The organism is Propionivibrio sp. (genome assembly GCF_016790145.1).
Classification (GTDB): Bacteria; Pseudomonadota; Gammaproteobacteria; order Burkholderiales; family Rhodocyclaceae; genus Propionivibrio.
On sequence record NZ_JAEUOI010000175.1, the window covers coordinates 16,846 to 36,766 of the forward strand.

Sequence of the window (19,921 nt, forward strand, 5' to 3'; positions counted from 1 at the left end):
GTTACAGGCGTGCTAAACCGATGCCGCCAGAACAAGGAATCAGCGCTTCTTTTTCTTCTCCTCGTCTTTCTCCGATGCGGGCTCTGCGGCGGCCTCGCCGCTCTCAAGCACTTCAACGGTGAGAATACCCAGTGGCGACTCACGATTACTGGCCAGCGCACTGGCCGCCTGCGCATCGCCCTTTTCGGTAGTTGCCGGTGAAGCGGGAATGGCGACCGGCACCGCGCTGGCCGCAGGCGCCGGGGCACCGCTGACGGTACCGGCGGCCTGGATATTGCTGGCGTTGAGGATCGTTTGTGCGCCCAGGGTGATGTTGCCGGTACTGCGCAGCCCGGCATCGCCGGCATCGATGGCGCCTTTCGGTGCGAACAGGTCTATGTCGCTGGCCGGCGTATCGTCACGCGAGGCCAGAGCGCCGATGCCGGATCCGGAAACCGAGTTGGACGTATCGAGGACGATCTGTCCGTTGCGGATGACCAATGCCGGCGGCGGCGTCGAGCTGACGGTCTTTGCCCCGCTACCGGCATCAATGCTGCCGGTATCGGCCCAGACCAGGATGTTGCCGCCGTCCAGTGTGAACACCCGCGACTGGTTCACCAGGAAGTTGTTCTTCACGTAAGCTCGGATGTCGCCGTCGCGCAAGGTGAACAAGCCCTGTAACGCAGATCGCTTCTTGATGGAAGGATCGGCAACACCGACCACGACGCTGCCGCCGGGGGCCAGCAAGTCAATGCCGCCACCCTGTTCGGTCTTGATCTGGCTGGCAAACAGGTTGATGTCACCGCCATTGATGTTCTTTTGCGGGAACAGGGCGCGGATCGCAACCCGGCCTTTCTCGTAGCTGGCCTCACCGCCCCCCGCTTCGGCCGCGCGGCCAAAATCGCGCAACAAGACGTAAAAGCGCTGGCGCAGATCCGCTTCGCTGACTTCGCTGCCAACCTTAAGGTAATCGCGGAATGCGCTGTAATCCGGCGTACCTCCAGCCAGGGCAAAAATGCTGGCGCCGCTTTCGGGGAGATACGGGTTGTTCAGGTTGCCACGCGTGACGATGCCCGTGGTGTCGCTGAGTTCGATGCTGCCGCCGGCGCTGACCTCGAGGCGACCGGGACCGCTGAGTTCGATGGCCGGAGGCGGCAACGAGCCTCCATCGACCTTGTAGCTGATGCCACCACCTGCCGCCACCACGCTGACGTCTTTGCTGTGGTTATGCTGCGCGACTACTCTCAGGTTGGAAATAGTGCCCCTGGCTTCGATGCGCACCGCTTCGTTGAAATCGGCGAAGCTCAACCTGGCAGAGGGATCGCCGCTGATGTCGCCGCGCAGTGCGACAAGTCGGCTGGGTTCGCTGTCGTCGGCATGCCAACCAGTTGAACTGTGTTTTTCGATCGGTGTGCCGCCGGTGAAGTCCAGGACCCCCGCCAGGTCGAAATTCAGCGCCTCGATCGGATTGCGCACGCTGGGCAGCGCGGCGGCGGGAACGTCGAGTTGCTTGGCGACCTGGTTGTTGAAGTTGATCGAACCAGCCGCCAACAGGTCGAGCTGGCCCTTCGCGCCCGGTGCCTGGATAACGCCGCCCGTGATGTTCCCGTTTAAGGCGACCGCCTTGAACTGTGATGGCGCCAGGGAATGGGTTTTATCCGTGACGTTAAGGACGGTGTTACCGCCGTTGAGCGCAAGGTTTCCCGCCACCGATACGACATTGAACGAGGACTCCGGCCCGTAAGTGCCAATACGCATGCCAAGGAGCGTGTTTTTCCCGCTTGCAAAGCTGCCGGAACTGGCGACGGCTCGCTGTGGCGCCCACATGGGATTGAAAATGCCGCCCAGCGCCACATTGCCAGCCGCAACCACCCGCGCCGACGTGTTGCCCAACGCAATGTTGACGTTCGATGCCAGCGCGGCGGCATCGATCCGCAGGCGGCCGGTTTCGGCATAGAACAGGCCGCCGGTCACCATCCCGTCAGCACCGACTGTCAGATCGCCGCCGCCCTGCACTACCGCGAGGTCGGGCTGGCGCTCGCCGCCGATGGTCGGCACACGAGCGTTGCTGGGGATGACCGTCGTGAAGTTCCTGATCTCGGTGCCGGCCGCAAGCGCGATATCACCGCCACCGAAGGCGGCGACTCCCTGCTGGAAGGATGGGATGCGCGGCCACCATTGCAGATCGGAAGTCGGGTCGGTGCGCAGCAGCCATTGGTTGATGTGGCGCGGATCAGGTGCGGTTTCCGCGGCGACTGCCGTCGTGGCTTTGGTCATCACGATACGTTCGCCCGCTGTCAGGCTAAGGTCGCCGCCGCCGTCCGGAAACAGCGCAAGGGTGCCGGCCGTGGTCGCGGTGGAGGGTGTAAAACCCGTTGGGTGGGTGCTGGCGGCGACGCCGGCGGTGTATATCGCAGCGCGGTCCAGCAGTTTGATATCGCGGCGCGCGGCCAGATCGATGGTGCCCGTGCCGGTACGTACCAGTTTGTTGGTCGCCAGCACAATGCTGCCCGTTGGAGCTGTCGCTTTCGTTGCCAGCGGTGAGGCAGCGGCGGGATCGGCGCCCGCCACCAGGCGATAGGACCAGGACGGGCCGCTGGTGGTCAGCGCAGCGTCGCGCGTGGCATTGGCGAAGCCGTCGCTGAGCGTGCCATTGATGTTCAGATTGCCCTGTGCACGAACGGTCAGTACCCCGGCCTCACCGGCAAAGCGCAGGCTGCTGAAGTCGAGATCGGCGGCGCTGGCGCCGAGGTTGAAATCGGCCGTCGTCGCGCTGCCGATGTCGACGCCGGCGCGAACGTGGTAGAGCGGTGAGCCGAAACCCAGATGGCCGCGCAGGGTGGCCATGTTGCCTGCCGAGTACAGGCTGTTCAGCGCGGACCTGATCGATGTCAGGCCGAGCGTCGTGCCGCTGGTGGTACCTGCGATCAACGAGCTTCCGATATATTTGCTGACAATCTCCGCACCGACATCACTGGCACCATTGATCGTACCGGCCAGTTGGACATTGAGATCCGCAGCGTTGACGATTGAGGCCGATGCGCCGGCGCGCAAGTTCACCTTGCCGCCGCTCGCCAGGCTGCCATCCGCAACGCCGACGTCGATGCCGCTGCCGGTTGCGGTGAACACCTTGCCGCTACCGTCGGCGGCGAGCAGAACCGAACCGCCCTGACCGCGCGTACCGGCGTTCGACGCGTTGTCGATCCTGTCCGTCGCCCTGGCCAGCAATTGGCCTGCCAGATGGACATCGCCGTTGCGTGAGAAAAGCTGGATGTTCCCGCCCTTGGCGCCGGAGGCGTCGATCTTGCCGCTGGCTCCCACGCTTACGCTGCCATTGTCGGCGGCAATCGTCACGTCGGCGGACTTGATGCTCCGCGACAAGTTCAAATCGCCGTTGCGACGACGAACATCCCAGGCGCCGGTGAAGTGCGTCACCGGGCCGTCCGCCGTGGTTTGCTCTACCGCGGCGGTGAGCGTATCGAGAGCCACGGCATTGGCATCGACCGTCAATTCCCCCCCCCGCGTTGCGCTGTCCGCGCTATTGGCGGACGCCCGCAGCGAACCGGCAGCCGCCGAGACCGTTCCGTCCTTCGCTTCGAGCCTGAGCCGGCCGGCATCGCCGCCTTCCGGCGCAGCAGAAACCGAAACCACGGCGCCGTTCCGTACATCGACATTACCCCTGGCGGCGCGCAGTACGATCTGCCCGCCCGGCGCATAGGCGGCAGTGTCGGCGAACGCCACTTTGACTCCGTCAGCAGCAAGCACAGCCCCATTTTGAATGCTCACGTTGTCGGCAGCCGCAGTGCCGGCGGCGGCCAGCGTGAGTTTGCCCGCCGGGGTTTCGATGCGGCCCGAAACGTCGATGGCTCTGGCCCGTAATTCCAGCACACCGCCAAGACCCGTGGGCTCAGTGCTGCTGCGGCCACTGGCGGTGACGCTGGCATTGCCGCTGGCCACCAGCAGGTGGTCGGCGGTGTCGATCGTGGCGATGCGTGCGGCCGAGACAGCCAGCGCGGCGGCTGCGCCGCTGCCGCCAATGTTGTTGACGGCAGAGACGCCGCGGCCTGAGAAAAGCAGGTCACCGGCAGCGGCCAGATTAACCGCAGCAAAACCGCGCAGGTCAAAGCCGCTGGTTTCGGCGCCACGCATTGGCGCCGTGGCGTTGCTGCCGAAACGGATGGTTTCCGCCACGACCTGCAGCGCGCCGCTGCCCAGCGGAGCGCCTGCGCTAAAGATCGACGCGCCTGGATTCGGGTTATCGAAGACGACGTTCTGCGCTGCGATTTTTGCTGTACCACTCCCGTGGCCGGCAATGCCCGCCGCGCCGATCACCAGTTCCTTGAGCTCAGCCGTACCCAGCAATGCATTGCCATAGAGGTCAAGCGTGGTATAACTGGTCAGGCGCAACTGATCGGCCAGCGCGAACCGGACCAGAGCGGTGCTGTCGAGGCTGAGGCCGTCGGCGGGTATGGTCGAGTCGCCGACAATATTGATGCGCCCGGCGCCGAGAGCGAGATAGCCACCGCTGCGGCTGGAATCGGCCTGCAGGGTACCGAGGGCCACGGTTCCGGAAAGAATAGTGCTGTTCGTCGCGTCGAAAACCAGCGAGCGGCCGGCGACGGATGCACCACTGGTCAGCAGCAGATTGCCCTGGGTCCTGCTCACGGTACCTGCGCGGGTCACCATGGCCTGGTTGCCGGCAGCGGCGCGCAGGAAAGCGCCATCACCATCAAGCGTTACGCTGCGCTCAATGGCATCGCCACTGGCCTCGATACGGCTACCCGCAGCAAGCTTTACTTCATTGGTCGCGGACAGCATCAATTCCGGCCCGCGCAGTGCCTGTTGCGCATTGGCGACACCGTTGTTGTGCACGTGCACCTGACTGGCGATGGTCTCGATGCGGGTCGTGGCACCGTCAATGGTGCGCACGCCGCCGAGCAGCAGGCTGGCCGCACCGAGGGCATTCAGTTTGTTCTGATCGATTAATGACCATGACGCATCAGGCGCAGTGCCGGCATCCGTAATCAGCAGTCTGGGTGCGGCGAGGTCGACTTCAAGGCCCTGCCCGGCGCGCTTGCGGCCGTCGGCGGCGCTGATTTCAGCCTGGCGCATGGCTACGATGGACGGATCGAAAGCCAGGCTGCTGCGGCCAATGACCGTCAGTTGTCCGGCATCGCCCGGCAGCCTGGCGCCGGCCTGGTCATAGAAAAATTCACTGGCGGTGGTGGTGAGGTACCTGGCACGTTTGGCCGTCACGCTACTGCTCGCCAGTTCCAGTGTCAAAGCGCGCTGGGAATAGGGTGTTGCGCTGCCATCGGCATTGACGGCAAGACGTGTGCCGGCAACCAGCCAGGATCCGTCGGCCTGTGTCTTCGTAGCGCGCAGTACATCGTCGCTGGTCGTCTTGACCGTCACCAGGTAGGCGCCGGGCAACAGGGCGTAGCGTGCTGGTAGCAGGACGTACGGTCCGCTGATGCCGGCCGGGTTGGTCGCCAGGGCGATGCGGTCGCCGGCCTTCAACGAAGGCACCTGCGAATAGGTGGAACCGGATGAACTTCCGGTGGCACTGACATTGTAGAATTGCTGCAACTGGCTGTCGGTTGCCGAGAAGCCGTTCCAGTTCGGCACGATGGCAAACTCGGTGGGCGACCCCCGCAGAATATCCGTTTTGCCGCCCGGCCCGGCGGTGAATTCCCAGGCCACGGCATCGCCGCCGGCGGAGAGGTCGAGCCTGGCGCCGCTGGCAATCGTGCTTTGCGCGGCATCGATGCGAATGGATTTCCCTGGCGCACGTATGTTGTCCTGACTTGATCCGGCGACGGGGATACTGCCGTTGGGCTGCCAGCTCACCCCCTGATAATTCCATTTGCTGCCGGACTCGATGGTGTTGCCGAGCAGCAGATCTCGATCTGCAGCAACCGAGGTCAGGCTGCTGGCACCGAGCGTCACCGAGCCAGCGGGCGCATTGAATACGATTTCGCCGAGAGGCGCCGTCACCGTCCCCTGGTGATCGATACTGGCGGCCGCAAACTCCAGACGCCCGGCTGGCGAAAGAGAAACATCGGCACTCGCACCGGCAGGCCGGGTGATGGCGATGCGACCTGCTGGGTCGGACAGCAGGTCGACGCGGAAGTCGCTGTACGTCGACGGGCTCAGGCGGGCGGCAGACAACTCGAGATTGCCCGTCGTGTTGATCTGGCCGGCGAAGAGACGAGCGCCACTGCGCAGTGGTGCAGACTGATTGACGCTGTCAAAATGGATCTCGCCGTGGCTGACCAGGCGAGTGCTGCCGAATCCGTCCCAGGTGAAGGCGCCGACCAGGCCGATATCCAGGGCTTCGATGCTCGCCTGCGCGTTGCCAATTGTTGCGACAGCAGGTGTGCCACTGCTGGTGTAAGTGCCGATCTGCACGGCGGTCGCTTTAAGTGCGAGGCGACTGGCGTCGTTACTTGCGGACAGGCGGGGCGCGTCGAGCCGCAACTGGTTATTCACCGTCGCCGCAATGCTGCCCGAAAAGCGCATCGCGTCCTGGCTGGCGAGATACCACGAACCGAAGCCGGCCGACTGCAGCAGTGCCAGGTCAAGTGCAGCCTTGCCGTTGAATTGCACCGGATCGAGCGTCGCACTGCCGGCAAGATAGTCGGAAGTTGCGATTGCCGACGGCCACAAAGCGTTATGCAGGCCGCCTGATTGGTAAAGCGCCAGTTCGCGTTTGCCGAGAACGGCAACCACCTCAGGAGAAACCGGGGTTTGCGCTGGCGGTGTTGCATCCCAGGGATCGGACTTGCCTTGTGCGTCGGCATGGCGCAGCGAGAAGGTACCGCCAAGGGCATTGCGGCCGCCGGCAGCACGGTAACTGCCATCAAGGAACAGTCCGTCGCGTGCGGCAAGACTGATGCTACCGCCGGCGCTGCCCAGGGTTTGCTCCAGGTAGCTGATGCCCCTGGTCAGGGAGGTTGCGCTGTTCAGCGTTCCGCTAGCGCCCTGGACGTCGATCAGCGATCCGCTGCGGGCGATCAGGTAACCCAGCCCGGCATCGATATCGACTGTGCCGCCGGGCAATATTTCCCCCTTGTAGCGGCGCAGTGCACGTAACGCGTCGGCCGACACCCCCGCCTCGAGCGCCAGTCGAGTTGGCGCGCCGAGCACGCTGGTACCGGCGGCCAGCAGACGGCTGTCCGCACCGAGGTAAATCGATTCGGATTGCTTGGCCTCCGAGTAGGCGATCAGTTCAACGTTGTAGGGATCGCTGGTGCGGTTGGCCGGACGGCTCAGTTTGATGTTGCCGGCAGGCGCTTCGAGTGTGCCGAGAACGCTCAACTGGCCGCGCGACTCAAGATTGATGCTGCCTTTAGGCGCCACCTCGAGATAGGCGTCGTCGCCGACGAGCAGATCGCCAAAATTCAGGCTGCGCGTCGCCAGCGTCAGATCGGTCGCCGAACTGCGCAGGTCAGGATGCAGAACGAGCGAAGCGGCGAAACTGCCCAGATCGCTGCCGCTCGACTTGCGCCGATAACCCGGCAAGCCCGCCAGCGACCAGTTTAGCGGCTGGGCGGCGATACGCGTTCCGTCCTGCACCGTCACGCCGTCGCGCCCGACGAGCTTGAAGTCATAAAAACCGCTGGCATTGAAGAAATCCGGGGTCAGCGCCACACCCACCTGGTTTTCGCTCAGACGTTTGCTACGCGACCAATCCCGACTGTCAGCAACAAAACGGTCGCCAAGCTGCACCGCGGAGGTGTTGAGCTCGAGCGTACCGCCACTGCCCAGGGCATAAGCCGCCAGCGTGCCGTCAAGGAAAAGGCTGGCATCACGGCGATCTCCATCGCTCAGGAAATTGTAGCCCGCACCGCTGCTCTTGCCCACGCCGCCACTGGTCAGGACGATGCTTCCGGCATTGCCAGCCTCCAGCTTGCCTTTGCTATTGACCAGCGCGCCTCCGGAAACGTTGAGCTGGCTACCGGCGCGCAGATCGATGTCATGGGCCGAGACAAGGCTGATACTGCCACCGCTGATCGCCTTCGGCTTGCGGCTGCTTTCCTGGCGATCGAGGTAGTCGTTAACCCACTGGCCGGCGGTGGACAGCAAAGCACCCTGGTCGACGACCAGCGTCGAATACTTCGCATCGCTCTCGGTCGGGAACAAACCCGCAGCCGTGCTCATGTCCCTCGATGTCAGGCTGATCTTGCCATTGGGGGCGCCGATATCGCCGGCGACATATACCTGGCGGCCTGCCAGAGTAATCTCGCCGCCGGGCGCCAGTTTCAGGGCTACATCGGCGCCAACGTCGATGCGCCCGTCGCTCCTGATGTCAAAGCGAGAGAAACCGGCATCGACCAGGGTCTGCGACAGTTCCAGTCGGCGCCCCGCCGAATCCCCGACCTGCAGACCCGCCGAGGCATTGGCCGCACCCTTGACGAAAGCGATCTGGGCCTCGGTATACTCCCGCATTTTCTCTTCTTCATCGGCAGCATAGCGGTCCGCTACCGGAAAATGATGGCCGGCGTCGCGAATGATCAGCTTGCCGCCCAGTGGCACCGCGTAATGAATGTTTGCCGAACCGCCAACGTTGCGCTGCCTGGGTCCACGCGTGGTATTGGCAAGCAATTTTCCGTCGACGGCCAGACTGTGAGCAATCAATTCCAGCGTCCCCGCGCTTCGCCCCTCGTAGTAGTCAGCCAGAGTTCTATTGCGCTCCCGCATGCCGTAATACTTGGCCGACGTCGGCGCATCGTTGAGGCGAAATGCCTTGCCGCCAACCGAAAGCACACGGCTCTCGGTCACCCTGCCGCCCGCATAGGCGATGCCGCCGCCAGAAACATCGAGCTCGGCATCCGGCTTGACGATGACGCTGCCGGCACTGCGCAGCGAGATGCTGCCGCCGCTCGTGGCTTTTTCCTCGAGACTTTGCCCGACCCTGGCGAACCAGCCCGAGAGATCGGCAATCTTGACATCATCGCGAATATCGACCCAGGCCGTTTTGCCGCGCAGCGTGCCGTTGCGCTGCACCGGGTTGCCGGCAAACTCGTCGCCGCGCAGTTCTACCTTGATGAACAGGTCGGCAACCGACTTCTGCGCAACGACACCCGAAGCATCGATGCGGGAGCCCGTACCGATAAAGATACCTACCCCGCCCATTGCGCTGCTCGCCTGATCGACGCTCACCGGATCGACAGCGAAGGCCGAGAAGGAGGGATCGAAGGACTCGCTGGAACGCAAGCCGATGCGACCGCCCTTCGCTTCGACCAGGGCGCCGGCCGCCGTGCCGCTCGCGTCTGCCACGACGATCTGTTTCGCTGCGCTATCGATCAATGAGGAAATAAAGGGCTGGTCGGAGCCCAGGGTCTTGCCGTCGCTGCCGTCGAGCACAACTTTTGTCGAGCTGCCGGCGGCCAGGGTCAGTGTACCGCCGACCTTGCCGCTGGTAAATTCCGGCTCGTTGGCCTTGTCACTGCTGTTGTAGGTTTCGTTGGTCTGAACGGCAGCGATGCCGTTGCCGTCCAGTTTGCGCTGGCTTTTGATGGCGATCGGCGCGCCCGCTCCGCGGTCGTTCACCTGGTCGCGGGCGAGCAGGTTGATCGAACCGTTGGTCGTTACCGAAGTGCTGGCGAGCAGCGTTCCGGCCTGCGTGATTTCGTGACCTGCCAGGCTGATGTTGCCGAGAGCCGCCGTGATGCGGCCGCTATTGCTCACCGCATTGGCATCGCTCCCTCGCGACAGCGCGATCCAGGGATTGACGATGCCGGCTGTATCGGCACCGATCACATAGAGCGGGTTGACTTCGGCGCTGAAACCGCGCACCGCCTGGGCATAAGCCGGCTTCAGGTACAGATCGGCGCCGGCGGCGAGCAGTGTCTGGCCCTGCGGGGTAGTGATCGTTCCGTCCTGCTTCACCTTGCCGCCAGCCAGAATCACGTAACCGTTGCTGGCGCTTTCGATGCTGGCGCCAGCCTTGACCTCGACCGTCGACTGGCGGAAAGCTTCGAGCGCCGCCAGTCGTGCCACCGGACTGTCGGCGCTGGGGGTCTTGTTCAGGTAAAAGGCACGGGCGCTGACGCCGTCCTGCAGCAGCAGGCCGCTGGCGGCCACATCCGGGTTGATGCCCAGCGCCGAGGCGACGAAATTGCTTGCCGACACGCGCGCGTCGGCGCCGAAGTCTATGCCCTTTTCGTTGATCAGCAGCAACTGGCCGTTGGCCTTGAGCGTGCCGTCGATACTGGAGCGCCCGGCGACATTTAGCACCGAGCCGTCGGCTGCCGTCCGGTCTGGATCGTAAACATGGTTGTAGACCACCGCACCGCTCGCTGGCTGGACGAACTCGACCCTCTTGCCGGCACCGACGTTGAAACCGCTGACCCAGTCGATCTCGGCCCTGTCGCCACGCTGGTTGACGGTCAGGCGGTTTGTTTCGGTCGACCCGGAAACCAGCATCGTCGTGCCGTTGAGGTTGACTGCTTTGGACGCGTTGACGATGCCCTTCTGGTTGACCGCCAGTGCCGCCAGCGTCACCACCCCGCCGCTGCCGCTGTCAATCGTTCCTTTATTAGTTACGCTGCCGTCCAGGCTGACATTGTTGCCGAGGCTGTCCTTGCCAGTGAAGGATTTCGTCTCGACCAGGAGACCGCGCAGGTTGGGGTCGTCCGGCGCCGTCAGGATTACCTTGCCACCGGCGCCGAGGATGGCTTCGGCACCGCCGCCGCCCTCGATCAGGCCCAGGTTCTCTACAGTCTTCGGTGCGATCAGCAGTACTCGGCCGCCGGACGGCGTACTGATCCTCGCCCCGGTATCGAGCGTAATGAAGCCGGCATTGAACCCGGCGGCGCTGCCGTCCCAGGCGAATTCGAGGCGATCGCCCTTGACCGAGGGCAAGCCGCTGTTGAGCAACTGGCTGACCATGCTGTCGGACAGATTCAAAGCAGAAGCGATCAGCCCGCCGACATTCACCTGCGCGCCGTTGCCGAACAGGATGCCGTTCTGGTTGATCAGATAGACTTCGCCGTTGGCATTCAGGCGCCCCATGATCACGCTCGGGTCCGCACTCCAGATGCGGTTCAACACGCGCGACGTGGCGTCGGGCTGATTGAAAGTCAGCGAGGCGTCGCTGCCGATATTGAAGCTGGCCCAGTTGAGGCCAAGGGCGCGGCTCGGCGTCGTGATCGTCATCGCACTGCCGGTCACCGAAGGCTGACCGCCATTGACGCTGCCGGCGAATACGAAAGGCCGGGCACCACTTGAGGGCACCGGCAGGGCATTGGCCGGCGGTATCGTCGGCCCGGCCAGCGCGCTACCCGCCAGCGCCATGACCAACCCGAGCACCACGGCGGCGGCTGGTGCTGACGAACGGCGGGCATTTCTCTTGCTGCTGCCGCGCACCGTCTCGGCGACGGCAAGCCAGGCATTGCGTTGACGGTTGAAGACCAGTCGATAGCAGTTGCGGTTCATGAGTGTTCTCTGTTCGAACTCAGGGGAGTGGCGCAGTGCTCCAGCTCCGTTGCTGGAATATTCCGCTGTGAAACCCCTCCCGGCCTCCCCTTTTCAGGTGAGGAGCAGACCGCTCCGCGCCACCGGGCTCCCCCCTGACAAGGGGGGCTGGGGGGGTTTAAAATCAAGCCCGAAACCGCCGAAATGTAGATCATTGCTCGCTCATCTCAGAATTCATAACCGAGGCGGAAATTCACGCGGTAGTCTCCGCGCTCGGTCGTCGGTCCGGACTTCAGCGCACGACCGAGATAGGCGGCAAGCAGCGGCCCGCCGGTGCTGTCTTTCATTAGCAGGCCGACGCCGACACTGGCCAGCGTGAATTCACTGATCTGGCGGGGCAGCGGGCTGTTCAGCCAGGCTTGCGCGCCCTCGACAAAACCCAGCGCGCGCAAACCGGCACCGCCCACTTCGAGCAGGCTCGGCGTATTGACCTGGGCGCCCAGACGCCAGCCGTAATCTCCCGCCACCTCGCCCTCGTAGTAGGCGCGCACGCTATCCATGCCGCCGGCCAGAAACTGCTCCGACGAAACCAGCGGCTGCCCACTGAACTGGAAATTCAGTCTGGCCAGCGCTTCCCAGCCGAGCAGCCGTTTTGAATAGGCCAGATCGCCGCGCAGGATGGAAAATCCGGGGCGCGCACCGAAACGCGCACACTCGAACTGGTCGATTTCGATCCCCTGGCAATCGACCGTCCGGTACTTCGTACCCAGATTGACTGCCAGCCCGACGTTGCCGCCAAGCTCGCCGTAGTCGCCAAAGTGGCTGAAGGTGTACTGCGCCACCAGAGGCATGTAGAGCAGGGGCGTTTGCTTGAGGTCCGAGCCGAGCGCGCGCTGGGTCTGTTGCAGATCCTTGAAATCGACCCCGATCGAAAGCGAATGGAAATAATTGGCGATGCCCGGCGGTGACGGCAGGGTCTGCGAAAAGCGCAGGCCAAGGGTGCTGCCCTTGCCCAGCACATTGCTGCCCAGCGCCGAGACGATGTTGCTGTTCGAATACTGGAAAAAGGCCGACAGCGACTGCGTCGCGTTGAGCGGCGCGTTGTAAAAACCGGCGAGCACGCCGACTTCGCTCGGTTCCTGCGGCGAGACCACGTAATTGAGGCCGATGGTGTGCTGTTTCTGGAACAGGTTGGCGTAGCGGATGCCGGCCTCCAGGCGCAGCGGCGAGGTATCCGGGCTTTGCCGGTTATTCAGTTCGATGTTGCCGTGCAGCGGCAGTTGGTCCTCGACGGCGAGTTCCACTTCCATGGTTCCGGGGCGGGCGCCGGGGCGCAGCAGCGGCGTCACGCGGCGGTCGGGCGAGCGGCCGGCCTGCGCCAGTTCGGCCTGCATGCTCGGGAAATGCGGAACTTTACCCGGTGTCAGTTCGGGCACTTCGGCGCGCAGTTCGTTGCGCGAGGTATAACGGTTGCCGCTGACCTTGAGGCGCTCGATCTGGCCCTCGATGACCTGCAGGCGGATGACGCCATCGGCCACTGACTGCTCGGGCAGCGCTACTGAGACCGAAAGATAGCCACTCTGTTGATACGCCGCTTCGAGCGCGGCGCGCGCCTTTTCTACATCCTCGACGCTCTTGCCCGGCCCCAGCCACGGATAGACGGCGCGCTCGATCTCGATCTCGGCGAGAACGGTATTGCCTTCGACGGTGTATTCGAACACGTCGAAAGCGGCGTTGGCCTGCGCGACAGCCGACAGAGAGGCGGTGACCAGCAGACCGGCGGCAAGGAGGTATTTGAGCATTGGCATAACCGGTCGATTATCGGCAGTTTGCGTTACAAAACGTGTACGCCACGAGCAGGAAAAATAGTCCGAACGGACTATCGTGAATAGCCCGGCCGGTAGAAAGGGTATGCGGAGTTTCAGGACTTTCAATCGTCAGAAACACGGGTTAACTGACCCTGGCGGCTGATCAGGCCGGCGTATAAAAAACGCGGCAGACGGTTGCCCGCTCGCCGCGTTGAGGCCGCCGACCGCGCCGAAGCGCGACCAGCAGGCGTTCAGGGTATTGCGTCTAGCGATACAGCGGACCGCACTGGTTACCAAGGACGTACTGGACTTTCTGCACGCCAGCGCCCGAGTAGCTGCTGTACGGTGCCGGCAGCGCCAGCGCGACCCAGTTGGTATCCGGTACGCCGTTGAGCACTGCCGGATCCTGCGCGGCATCACGGAAGGCATCGGCGACGCCGAGCTTGGTTGCGTCGGCGACGGTGCGTGCCGGAACGTTCCAGCTCACCCAGCCCTGCAAGTCCCACGTCCCGTCGGCGAGGTTGGCCTCGTTCGGGAAGATGCCGGTGCCGGCCTCGACCGGTGCGGTCGTCGCCGGGCAGGTGCCGGTGCACGAGACCGTGCCCTTGCCGCCAAGCGAGCGGAAGGACCAGCCGAGCGGTGCGGTGGCGGCATTCGACGACGCGATGCTGTCCATCGACAGAACGCCGATCGCCTTGTGGCCTCCGGCTTTGGCTTTGAAGGTCACGGTGACTGGGGCTCCGTCTCTGTCCTTGGTCGCGTAGGACTTGTCGGTAGTCGTCGCTGCGGCGGCGTTGGTCAGGCAGTTGCGAACGTCGCCCGAAGTCGAGTTCTCGATGACCTGGAAGCCGCTGGCGGCATTGATCGTGTAGGTATTCGCAGCGTTGTTCCAGGCCGTGGTCGACTCACGATTGGCCGGCTCATTGACCAGGTTGGCGCTGCACGGATAGTTGCCGAAGTACAGGTTATCGACGGCCTGCGAGCCCGAACCCTGGACGCGGCGGCAGATGATGATGTCGGCTGATGGCTCGGCCGGATCGACCTCATTCCAGTTGGTGATGTTGCCGGTCATGACGCCGGCAACGGTGGCGCGCGTCAGCTTCGGGTTGACGTTGTTGGTGACCGGAACACCAAAGGCCAGCGTGTAAATCGGTTGGACGGTGAGGTCGGCGAGTTCCTGTTCACTCAGCGTGGGGGCGGCGGTCTCGCCCTCGGTGTTGACCGGGCTGACAAACTTGTCCGGCGCGACGTCGGAGATGCCGGCATCGGGAATCCTGTGCGGACGCGTGCCACCGTTGGTCGTCAGACAGATGTAGGGATCGGCAACGGTGCCGCTACCCGTAGTACAGTCGGTTGTATTGACCGACAGACTCTCGATCGCTTCGCCTTCGTTCGGCGAAATGCCATCACCGTTGGTGTCGCGCGCAACCGAATTGACACCGAAGACCGAACCGCCCTTGACGCGATCGATGATGATCGCCGTCTGGCCGGACCACGGGCCGACCTGCATGGTGCCGGCGACGGCCTCGAAGTCCCGCGATGACGCAGAGGTGTTGGCCAGGCGGAACGAGGAACTGAACAGCGTGGTGGCGATACCGGCGAGGCCCTTTTGCGTGGCCGAGGCGCCGGAGATGAAGAAGACCCGTCCGCCGGTAACGGCAGAAGAGATCACCGCCGTATTGGCAGCGGAATCACTGAGTGCGGCACTGGCCTGCCCCGAGAGACCGGCGCAGGCGACAGCGACGAGCGCTGCAATTTTCTTGAGGTGCATGATGGTTTCCTTTTCAGATTAAATAGCCCCCCGGAGTATCCGGGGGCTTATGCAAATACAGGTACAGGCTCAGACGCGGTTGTTGAGACGGCGACGGGCCATGAAGCCGAGCATGCCGAGACCGGCGAGCAGCATGGCGTAGGACTCGGGTTCCGGAACGACAGCAATCGACTGGATGTGAAGGGCCTTGTTGGCGTCGAAGTAGACGTGAACTTCCGAGTTGCCGAAGGCACCGATGTCGAGGTACTGGTTGTAGATCGAAGCCGAGGAGCCTGTTGAGGCAGCGTCGATACGCATGAAGCTGAGACCGCTGGCAAAAGTGTTGTTGGTTACGCCACCAGCGTTGCTGAAATTGATGGCGCCACCGACGGTATCCTTGAAGGCTGCCTTGCCAGTCCAGGCACTACTGGAATTATTGACTGCAACTGAATCGTTCGCGCCCATTGCACTGTTGATGAACCCAATGTGCGTTGATGTGGCACTTGTTCCTGTGCGAATAGTGGTGCTTGTATTTGTCGTCAGGGGCGCCGGTTCAGTAAAGCTGCTGAGCAAGCGACGGGCGCCGGAGTTGTCGTTGGCAACAAGGTTGAACTTGAATGCACCGGTACGAGTGCCGGCTGCGGATGAGCCAGTGAAAAAGTTGCCCAGCAAGGTGTCAGCGTTAAAGGTCAGATGGAAATCACCTGGAGCGGCAATGAGAGACTCAAAGCTGTCGATCGAAATGTTAAGGTCGCGGCTGTAGGAGCCGTTGGCGTCCCAGATGTTGAAAAACAGTTCGCCATTGCCGCCGGCACCGTTATCGATAGCGGCACTGGCGCCGCCAGCAGCCGAAGCCATGGCGACAGCCGCAGCGAGGGTTTTGAGAGAAAATTTCATTGGATAAGTCCTTTCAAGAAATGCGTAAGTGATCGTCGAAGCAGGTAGGTGACGAAGTTCCGACATGCCCGTCCGGCTGACTGTATCCGGGTGTCCGCTCACAAAAACCTCGGAAGTCTTCCTTCTCACCCGACAACAAACCGGCACTGCCATGTCGTGAGGGCACTTTAAGGAAGGGAGATGACGGGGTGATGGGACTGAAGTGTTTTTTTTATCCGCCGAACAGACCATTCCAATAGTCCGTTCGACTCATGTTTTGTGCCCAGCGGCTAATCAGAAAATCACCCGTCATGGCGATCATGCCGGTTATCCACGGCAATCTGCCACGTGAACACCCCACAACCCGCCGGAAGAGGTTCAGCTATTCGCCTCGTAGCCGATCAGACGGCTTTTGACGGCTTTGCCGACGGCTTCGGCGCGGTTGCCCACCTTCAGCTTGCGCAGGATGTGCTGGATGTGGTTCTTGACGGTATGCGGGCTGAGTTCGAGGTTCTCGGCGATCTGCTGGTTGGTTTTGCCGTCGCGCACCATGGTGATGACTTCGGTTTCGCGTCTGCTGAGCTTGATGCCGTGGCTGCGGCGACGCTCCGGGAAATTTTTCTCGGCGACCAGCATGCGGTGCAGGCTGGTATGCAGATAGGGCATCAGCATGTCGGCGAAGTAGACATGGCGAGCGTCCGGCGCTACTGGCATGCGCAGAAAGACGAAGAAGCCGGAACTTTCGCCGGGAAACTCCTTGGCGCCATGCGCCAGCGCGTGGCCAAGGTCAAGGCGGCGCAGTGTCCGGCTGATGGCACAGACGCTGGCGCTATCCTCTTCACCAGCGTTCGGGTAGAGCCGGGGAAAAGAACCCTTGTGCCGCCAGTGATCGACCATCAGTTCGACCAGGCTGTCAAGTTCCCTGTGCAGCGCCTGATCCTGCCAGGTGTTGGCACGCGCCAGCACCTCGCAACTGAAACCGGGGCCGCCGTATTCACCATGCCCGAAAATCAGCACCTCATGCGGCAGAAAGCTCTGCAAGGCGCCTTGCGACCACAGAAAAAACTGATGGCGCCGCTGTACCTGCTGCGCCGATTCGAGGGTGATCAGCAGCCGTTCCATTTCAACGGTGCTCAGGGTGACCAGCGTGTCCGGCGTTTCCATGGGCGGCTTTGATTACCTTTCCGGGATCGGCCAGGCTTCGCGGCTGGCGCCTTGCGCGATGAGCAGACTCTCTGCCAGATCCTGGTTGTAGCGGCGCGCCCAGTAAAGCGCGGTGAGACCGGTGCGGTCAGGCAGATCGGGGGCGATGCCGGAATCGAGAAGGGCTTGCAGGCAGGCCAGACGGCCCTGGGCCGCCGCCAGGGCGAGCGGATGCAGGCCTTCGCGGTCATAGCGTTCGGAGTCCGGTGCGGCAGCGATCAGGATGCGGACGATCTCGGGGTGATCGAAACGCACCGCTTCGTGCAACGCCGTGGCCCGGTTGTCGCTGCGCGCGTCAACATCGGCGCCGGCGCGCAACAGCAGACGGACGATGCCGGGATTGCCGGCGGCGGAGGCCAGCCCAAGCGGCGTGCGCCCCTGCGGGCCTTTGACATTGGGGCTGGCGCCAGACTGCAGCAGCAGGCGGACGATTTCGGCATGGCCGGCGGCGACAGCCACCAGCAAGGGGCGTTGTCCGAGATCATCGGCCGCGTTGGGCAGCGCGCCGCCGGCCAGCAGGGCCTTGACCATATCGATCTGACCGACCTGACTGGCGGCGATCAGTTCGCTGGAACTGTCAGGCGTAACGCCTACGCCAAAGGCCCATGCCGGTGCGGAAATGGCTTTGAAATGCTCGGGCAAGGCTCGCTGGCGACCCTGGCCGCCGGGACTTGAGCGCTCCGGCAACGCCGGGGACTCCTCAAAGGCATATGCCGAATGTATTATGCTGCTGCCCGAGCTGAACAGCAGCAGGGCGCAAAGGGTTTTGAGGTTCATCGGGAGGGTGGGTTGCGGATTGAGCCGACTGAAAGCAGGAATCTAAACTTTTTTGGTTACAGGGCTGTTGCGGAATTATGTCAGGTTGAAATCGGCACTGGATTCAGTGCCTCGTGGGGGTAGCAAATCTTGGAGTGAGTTGACTGATGGTGGCGTTGCCGGGCTGAAGAAGTGTGCCGGCCATGCTTGCACTTGTTTTACGTTGGTGACCCGACGCTTCAGGAAACTGAGCTTCATTACGTCGGGTTACGTCCTTGCAGCCTAACCCGACCTACAGAATTTACAGATTCCGAGTCGCCAATCTGGTTATTGGGCGGCAACGAGCGTCAGGGCGTCAAGGCCCGTACAGCGATACAGGATGCGGCCAACGCCGACTCGCTCTATCTGTCGGCAATCTCGGCAGGGGAAATTGCCGCCCTGGTCAGCAAGGATCGGCGGGTCCTGGAACAGGATGTGGGCGAATGGATACAGGCCGCACTGCCCCTCCCTGGCCTGCGCCTCGAAGCGCTGTCGCCCGAGATCGCTGTTGCCGGCACTCGCCTCCCTGGAAATATTCATCCCGACCCGGCAGAGCGAATCATTGCCGCTACGGCACGCCATCTCGGCGCGGCACTGGTCACGGCGGATGGCCTGCATCTCGACTACAGCACAGAGGGCCATCTGAAAGTCATCCCGGCCGAGGAAAAAGCGATATCCGGTTCGGGCCGTACTTTAAAGCTACCCCGGTGCCGCTACAGGAGCACTTGGAAGGCTGTTGCCGTTGCTGATGAAGCGCCATTTGGCATAGCTCTCGGCGCCCTCGAAATCCTCTTGCCCGGTGGCGAAGCCAGCGATCTTGATCGGTTCTTCACGCGACTTGCTGGCGACGCCGGTGATGCGTCCCTGCTGCTTGATGAGTTCCCACTCGCCATCAGGTGTCATCGGATCGCGGTAGAGGCGTCGCAGGTGGTGGACGGGCACCGGAAAGCGTTTGTCCTGGAGCAGGTCTTCGAGTTTCTCCGGGTACTGTTTGGCCGCACCCGGTGTTTTGTCGTAGTAGCGGTCGATGGCGCGGCGGTATTCCTCGCCGATGAAAAGCAGTTCCTTCTCCTTTTCGCGCCGGCTTTCCAGTTGCCAGAGAACGCCGGTACCGGCCAGCGCGATGCCGGCGATGGCCATTGCAAACAGCACGACGAGGAAGGTGATGCCAGCCTGCCGGTGAAGCGCATCCAGGCCGTGACCGGGCTGTCGATGGGTGGGAATCACCATGAGCTGTAGGCGCTACCGTTCAACCCCTGCCCTTCGGCACCACTGCGGATGTCCCAGACCTTTTTCTGGCCTGGCTCGTCCGGCGGCGGCACGATGACCCAGGTTTCCGTACTCTCGGTGATCGGGTCCGGCGGCACCTTGCGCAGATAGCGCCGGGTGACCAGATCCTCCAGTGTTTCAGGGTAGCGGCCGGTGTCACCGTGATACTTGTCAACGGCGTCACGCATTACCGCCAGCGACTCACGCAGCGCCGCTTCACGCGCCCGGTCGAGATGCTGGAAGTAGCGCGGAACGGCAATCGTCAGCAACGTGGCGATTACCGACATGACGACCAGCAGTTCGATCAACGTGAAGCCTTTTCTTGCATACCTCATGTTTCACCACTCCCGGTAGGGGATACCGTTGAGACCCACTCCGCTGGACAGCGAATAGACGTCGAAGACATCGGCGCCTTCGGTTGGCGCATCGGGCGGGCTGCCATAGCTGCGCTTACCCCAGGTCTGCACAGCCGTCTGCGAGGGATCGGTGTTGAACGGGTCGCGCGGCAGGCGGCGCAGGAAGAAGATTTTCGGCTTGTTCGGATCCTGAATATTCTCGACCCCCTGGTACAGTTCTTCGAGTCGATGCGGGTAGCCGCTTTCAGCGACTTTTTTTTCCAGTTTTCCCTCGTCCAACGCACGCCGATAGGCGTCGATGCCGCCGCGTATCTCGCGCAGCGCGGCGCGTAACTCGGTTTCCTTCTGCCGCTTGACGTTCATCTCCAGCATGGGCATGGCAACCAGTGCCAGGATGCCGACAATGGCCACGGTGACGACCAGTTCGATCAGGGTAAACCCCCGGCCAGACTTGCCGATCATGG

Annotated in this window: 9 protein-coding genes and 1 pseudogene; 1 reads left to right on the top strand and 9 read right to left on the bottom strand. The window is 62.9% G+C overall.

Annotation, left to right across the window (positions count from 1 at the left end; all coding sequences use genetic code 11):
- Positions 1–39: 39 nt before the first annotated feature.
- The 6 genes from JNM42_RS14405 to JNM42_RS14430 form a co-directional block, all read right to left on the bottom strand.
- On the bottom strand, positions 40–11,421 hold the full coding sequence (locus tag JNM42_RS14405) for a filamentous hemagglutinin N-terminal domain-containing protein (protein WP_294271474.1): 11,382 nt from the start codon (positions 11,419–11,421) through the stop codon (positions 40–42).
- Between the two features lie 206 nt (positions 11,422–11,627).
- Positions 11,628–13,202, bottom strand: coding sequence for a POTRA domain-containing protein (locus JNM42_RS14410; protein ID WP_294271477.1), 1,575 nt, complete (start codon positions 13,200–13,202; stop codon positions 11,628–11,630).
- Between the two features lie 271 nt (positions 13,203–13,473).
- Positions 13,474–14,979 (bottom strand): substrate-binding domain-containing protein, encoded by a 1,506-nt coding sequence (locus JNM42_RS14415; protein WP_294271480.1) that lies wholly within the window; start codon positions 14,977–14,979, stop codon positions 13,474–13,476.
- A 69-nt stretch (positions 14,980–15,048) separates the two neighbouring features.
- Positions 15,049–15,855, bottom strand: a complete 807-nt coding sequence (locus JNM42_RS14420; RefSeq protein WP_294271482.1) for a PEP-CTERM sorting domain-containing protein — start codon at positions 15,853–15,855, stop codon at positions 15,049–15,051.
- Positions 15,856–16,212: 357 nt separating this feature from the next.
- A complete protein-coding gene (gene epsA, locus JNM42_RS14425) occupies positions 16,213–16,998 on the bottom strand; it encodes an XrtB/PEP-CTERM-associated transcriptional regulator EpsA (protein ID WP_294271485.1) in 786 nt (261 codons plus the stop codon).
- A gap of 12 nt (positions 16,999–17,010) precedes the next feature.
- Positions 17,011–17,814 carry an ankyrin repeat domain-containing protein gene (locus tag JNM42_RS14430; protein WP_294271487.1) on the bottom strand — a complete coding sequence of 268 codons (804 nt, stop codon included), beginning with the start codon at positions 17,812–17,814 and terminating at the stop codon, positions 17,011–17,013.
- Positions 17,815–17,985: 171 nt separating this feature from the next.
- Between JNM42_RS14430 and JNM42_RS19505 the strand changes: the two are divergent.
- Positions 17,986–18,381 (top strand): annotated as a pseudogene (locus JNM42_RS19505) (hypothetical protein); the annotation flags it as partial.
- A 150-nt stretch (positions 18,382–18,531) separates the two neighbouring features.
- Here JNM42_RS19505 and JNM42_RS14440 read toward each other — a convergent pair.
- The 3 genes from JNM42_RS14440 to JNM42_RS14450 are packed head-to-tail and all read right to left on the bottom strand — an operon-like array spanning position 18,532 to position 19,919.
- Entirely contained in the window at positions 18,532–19,062 is a 531-nt protein-coding gene (locus JNM42_RS14440) for a type II secretion system protein (protein WP_294271495.1), read from the bottom strand.
- Positions 19,056–19,436 (bottom strand): type II secretion system protein, encoded by a 381-nt coding sequence (locus tag JNM42_RS14445; protein WP_294271497.1) that lies wholly within the window; start codon positions 19,434–19,436, stop codon positions 19,056–19,058. Before JNM42_RS14445 ends, JNM42_RS14440 begins: the two co-directional genes overlap by 7 nt.
- 3 nt (positions 19,437–19,439) lie before the next feature.
- Entirely contained in the window at positions 19,440–19,919 is a 480-nt protein-coding gene (locus JNM42_RS14450; protein WP_294271499.1) for a type II secretion system protein, read from the bottom strand.
- Positions 19,920–19,921 lie beyond the last annotated feature (2 nt).

Coding starts and splice junctions, on each gene's coding strand:
- JNM42_RS14405 (WP_294271474.1), bottom strand. CDS start 11,421: ATGAACCGCAACTGCTATCGACTGGTCTTCAACCGTCAACGCAATGCC.
- JNM42_RS14410 (WP_294271477.1), bottom strand. CDS start 13,202: ATGCTCAAATACCTCCTTGCCGCCGGTCTGCTGGTCACCGCCTCTCTG.
- JNM42_RS14415 (WP_294271480.1), bottom strand. CDS start 14,979: ATGCACCTCAAGAAAATTGCAGCGCTCGTCGCTGTCGCCTGCGCCGGT.
- JNM42_RS14420 (WP_294271482.1), bottom strand. CDS start 15,855: ATGAAATTTTCTCTCAAAACCCTCGCTGCGGCTGTCGCCATGGCTTCG.
- epsA (WP_294271485.1), bottom strand. CDS start 16,998: ATGGAAACGCCGGACACGCTGGTCACCCTGAGCACCGTTGAAATGGAA.
- JNM42_RS14430 (WP_294271487.1), bottom strand. CDS start 17,814: ATGAACCTCAAAACCCTTTGCGCCCTGCTGCTGTTCAGCTCGGGCAGC.
- JNM42_RS14440 (WP_294271495.1), bottom strand. CDS start 19,062: ATGGTGATTCCCACCCATCGACAGCCCGGTCACGGCCTGGATGCGCTT.
- JNM42_RS14445 (WP_294271497.1), bottom strand. CDS start 19,436: ATGAGGTATGCAAGAAAAGGCTTCACGTTGATCGAACTGCTGGTCGTC.
- JNM42_RS14450 (WP_294271499.1), bottom strand. CDS start 19,919: ATGATCGGCAAGTCTGGCCGGGGGTTTACCCTGATCGAACTGGTCGTC.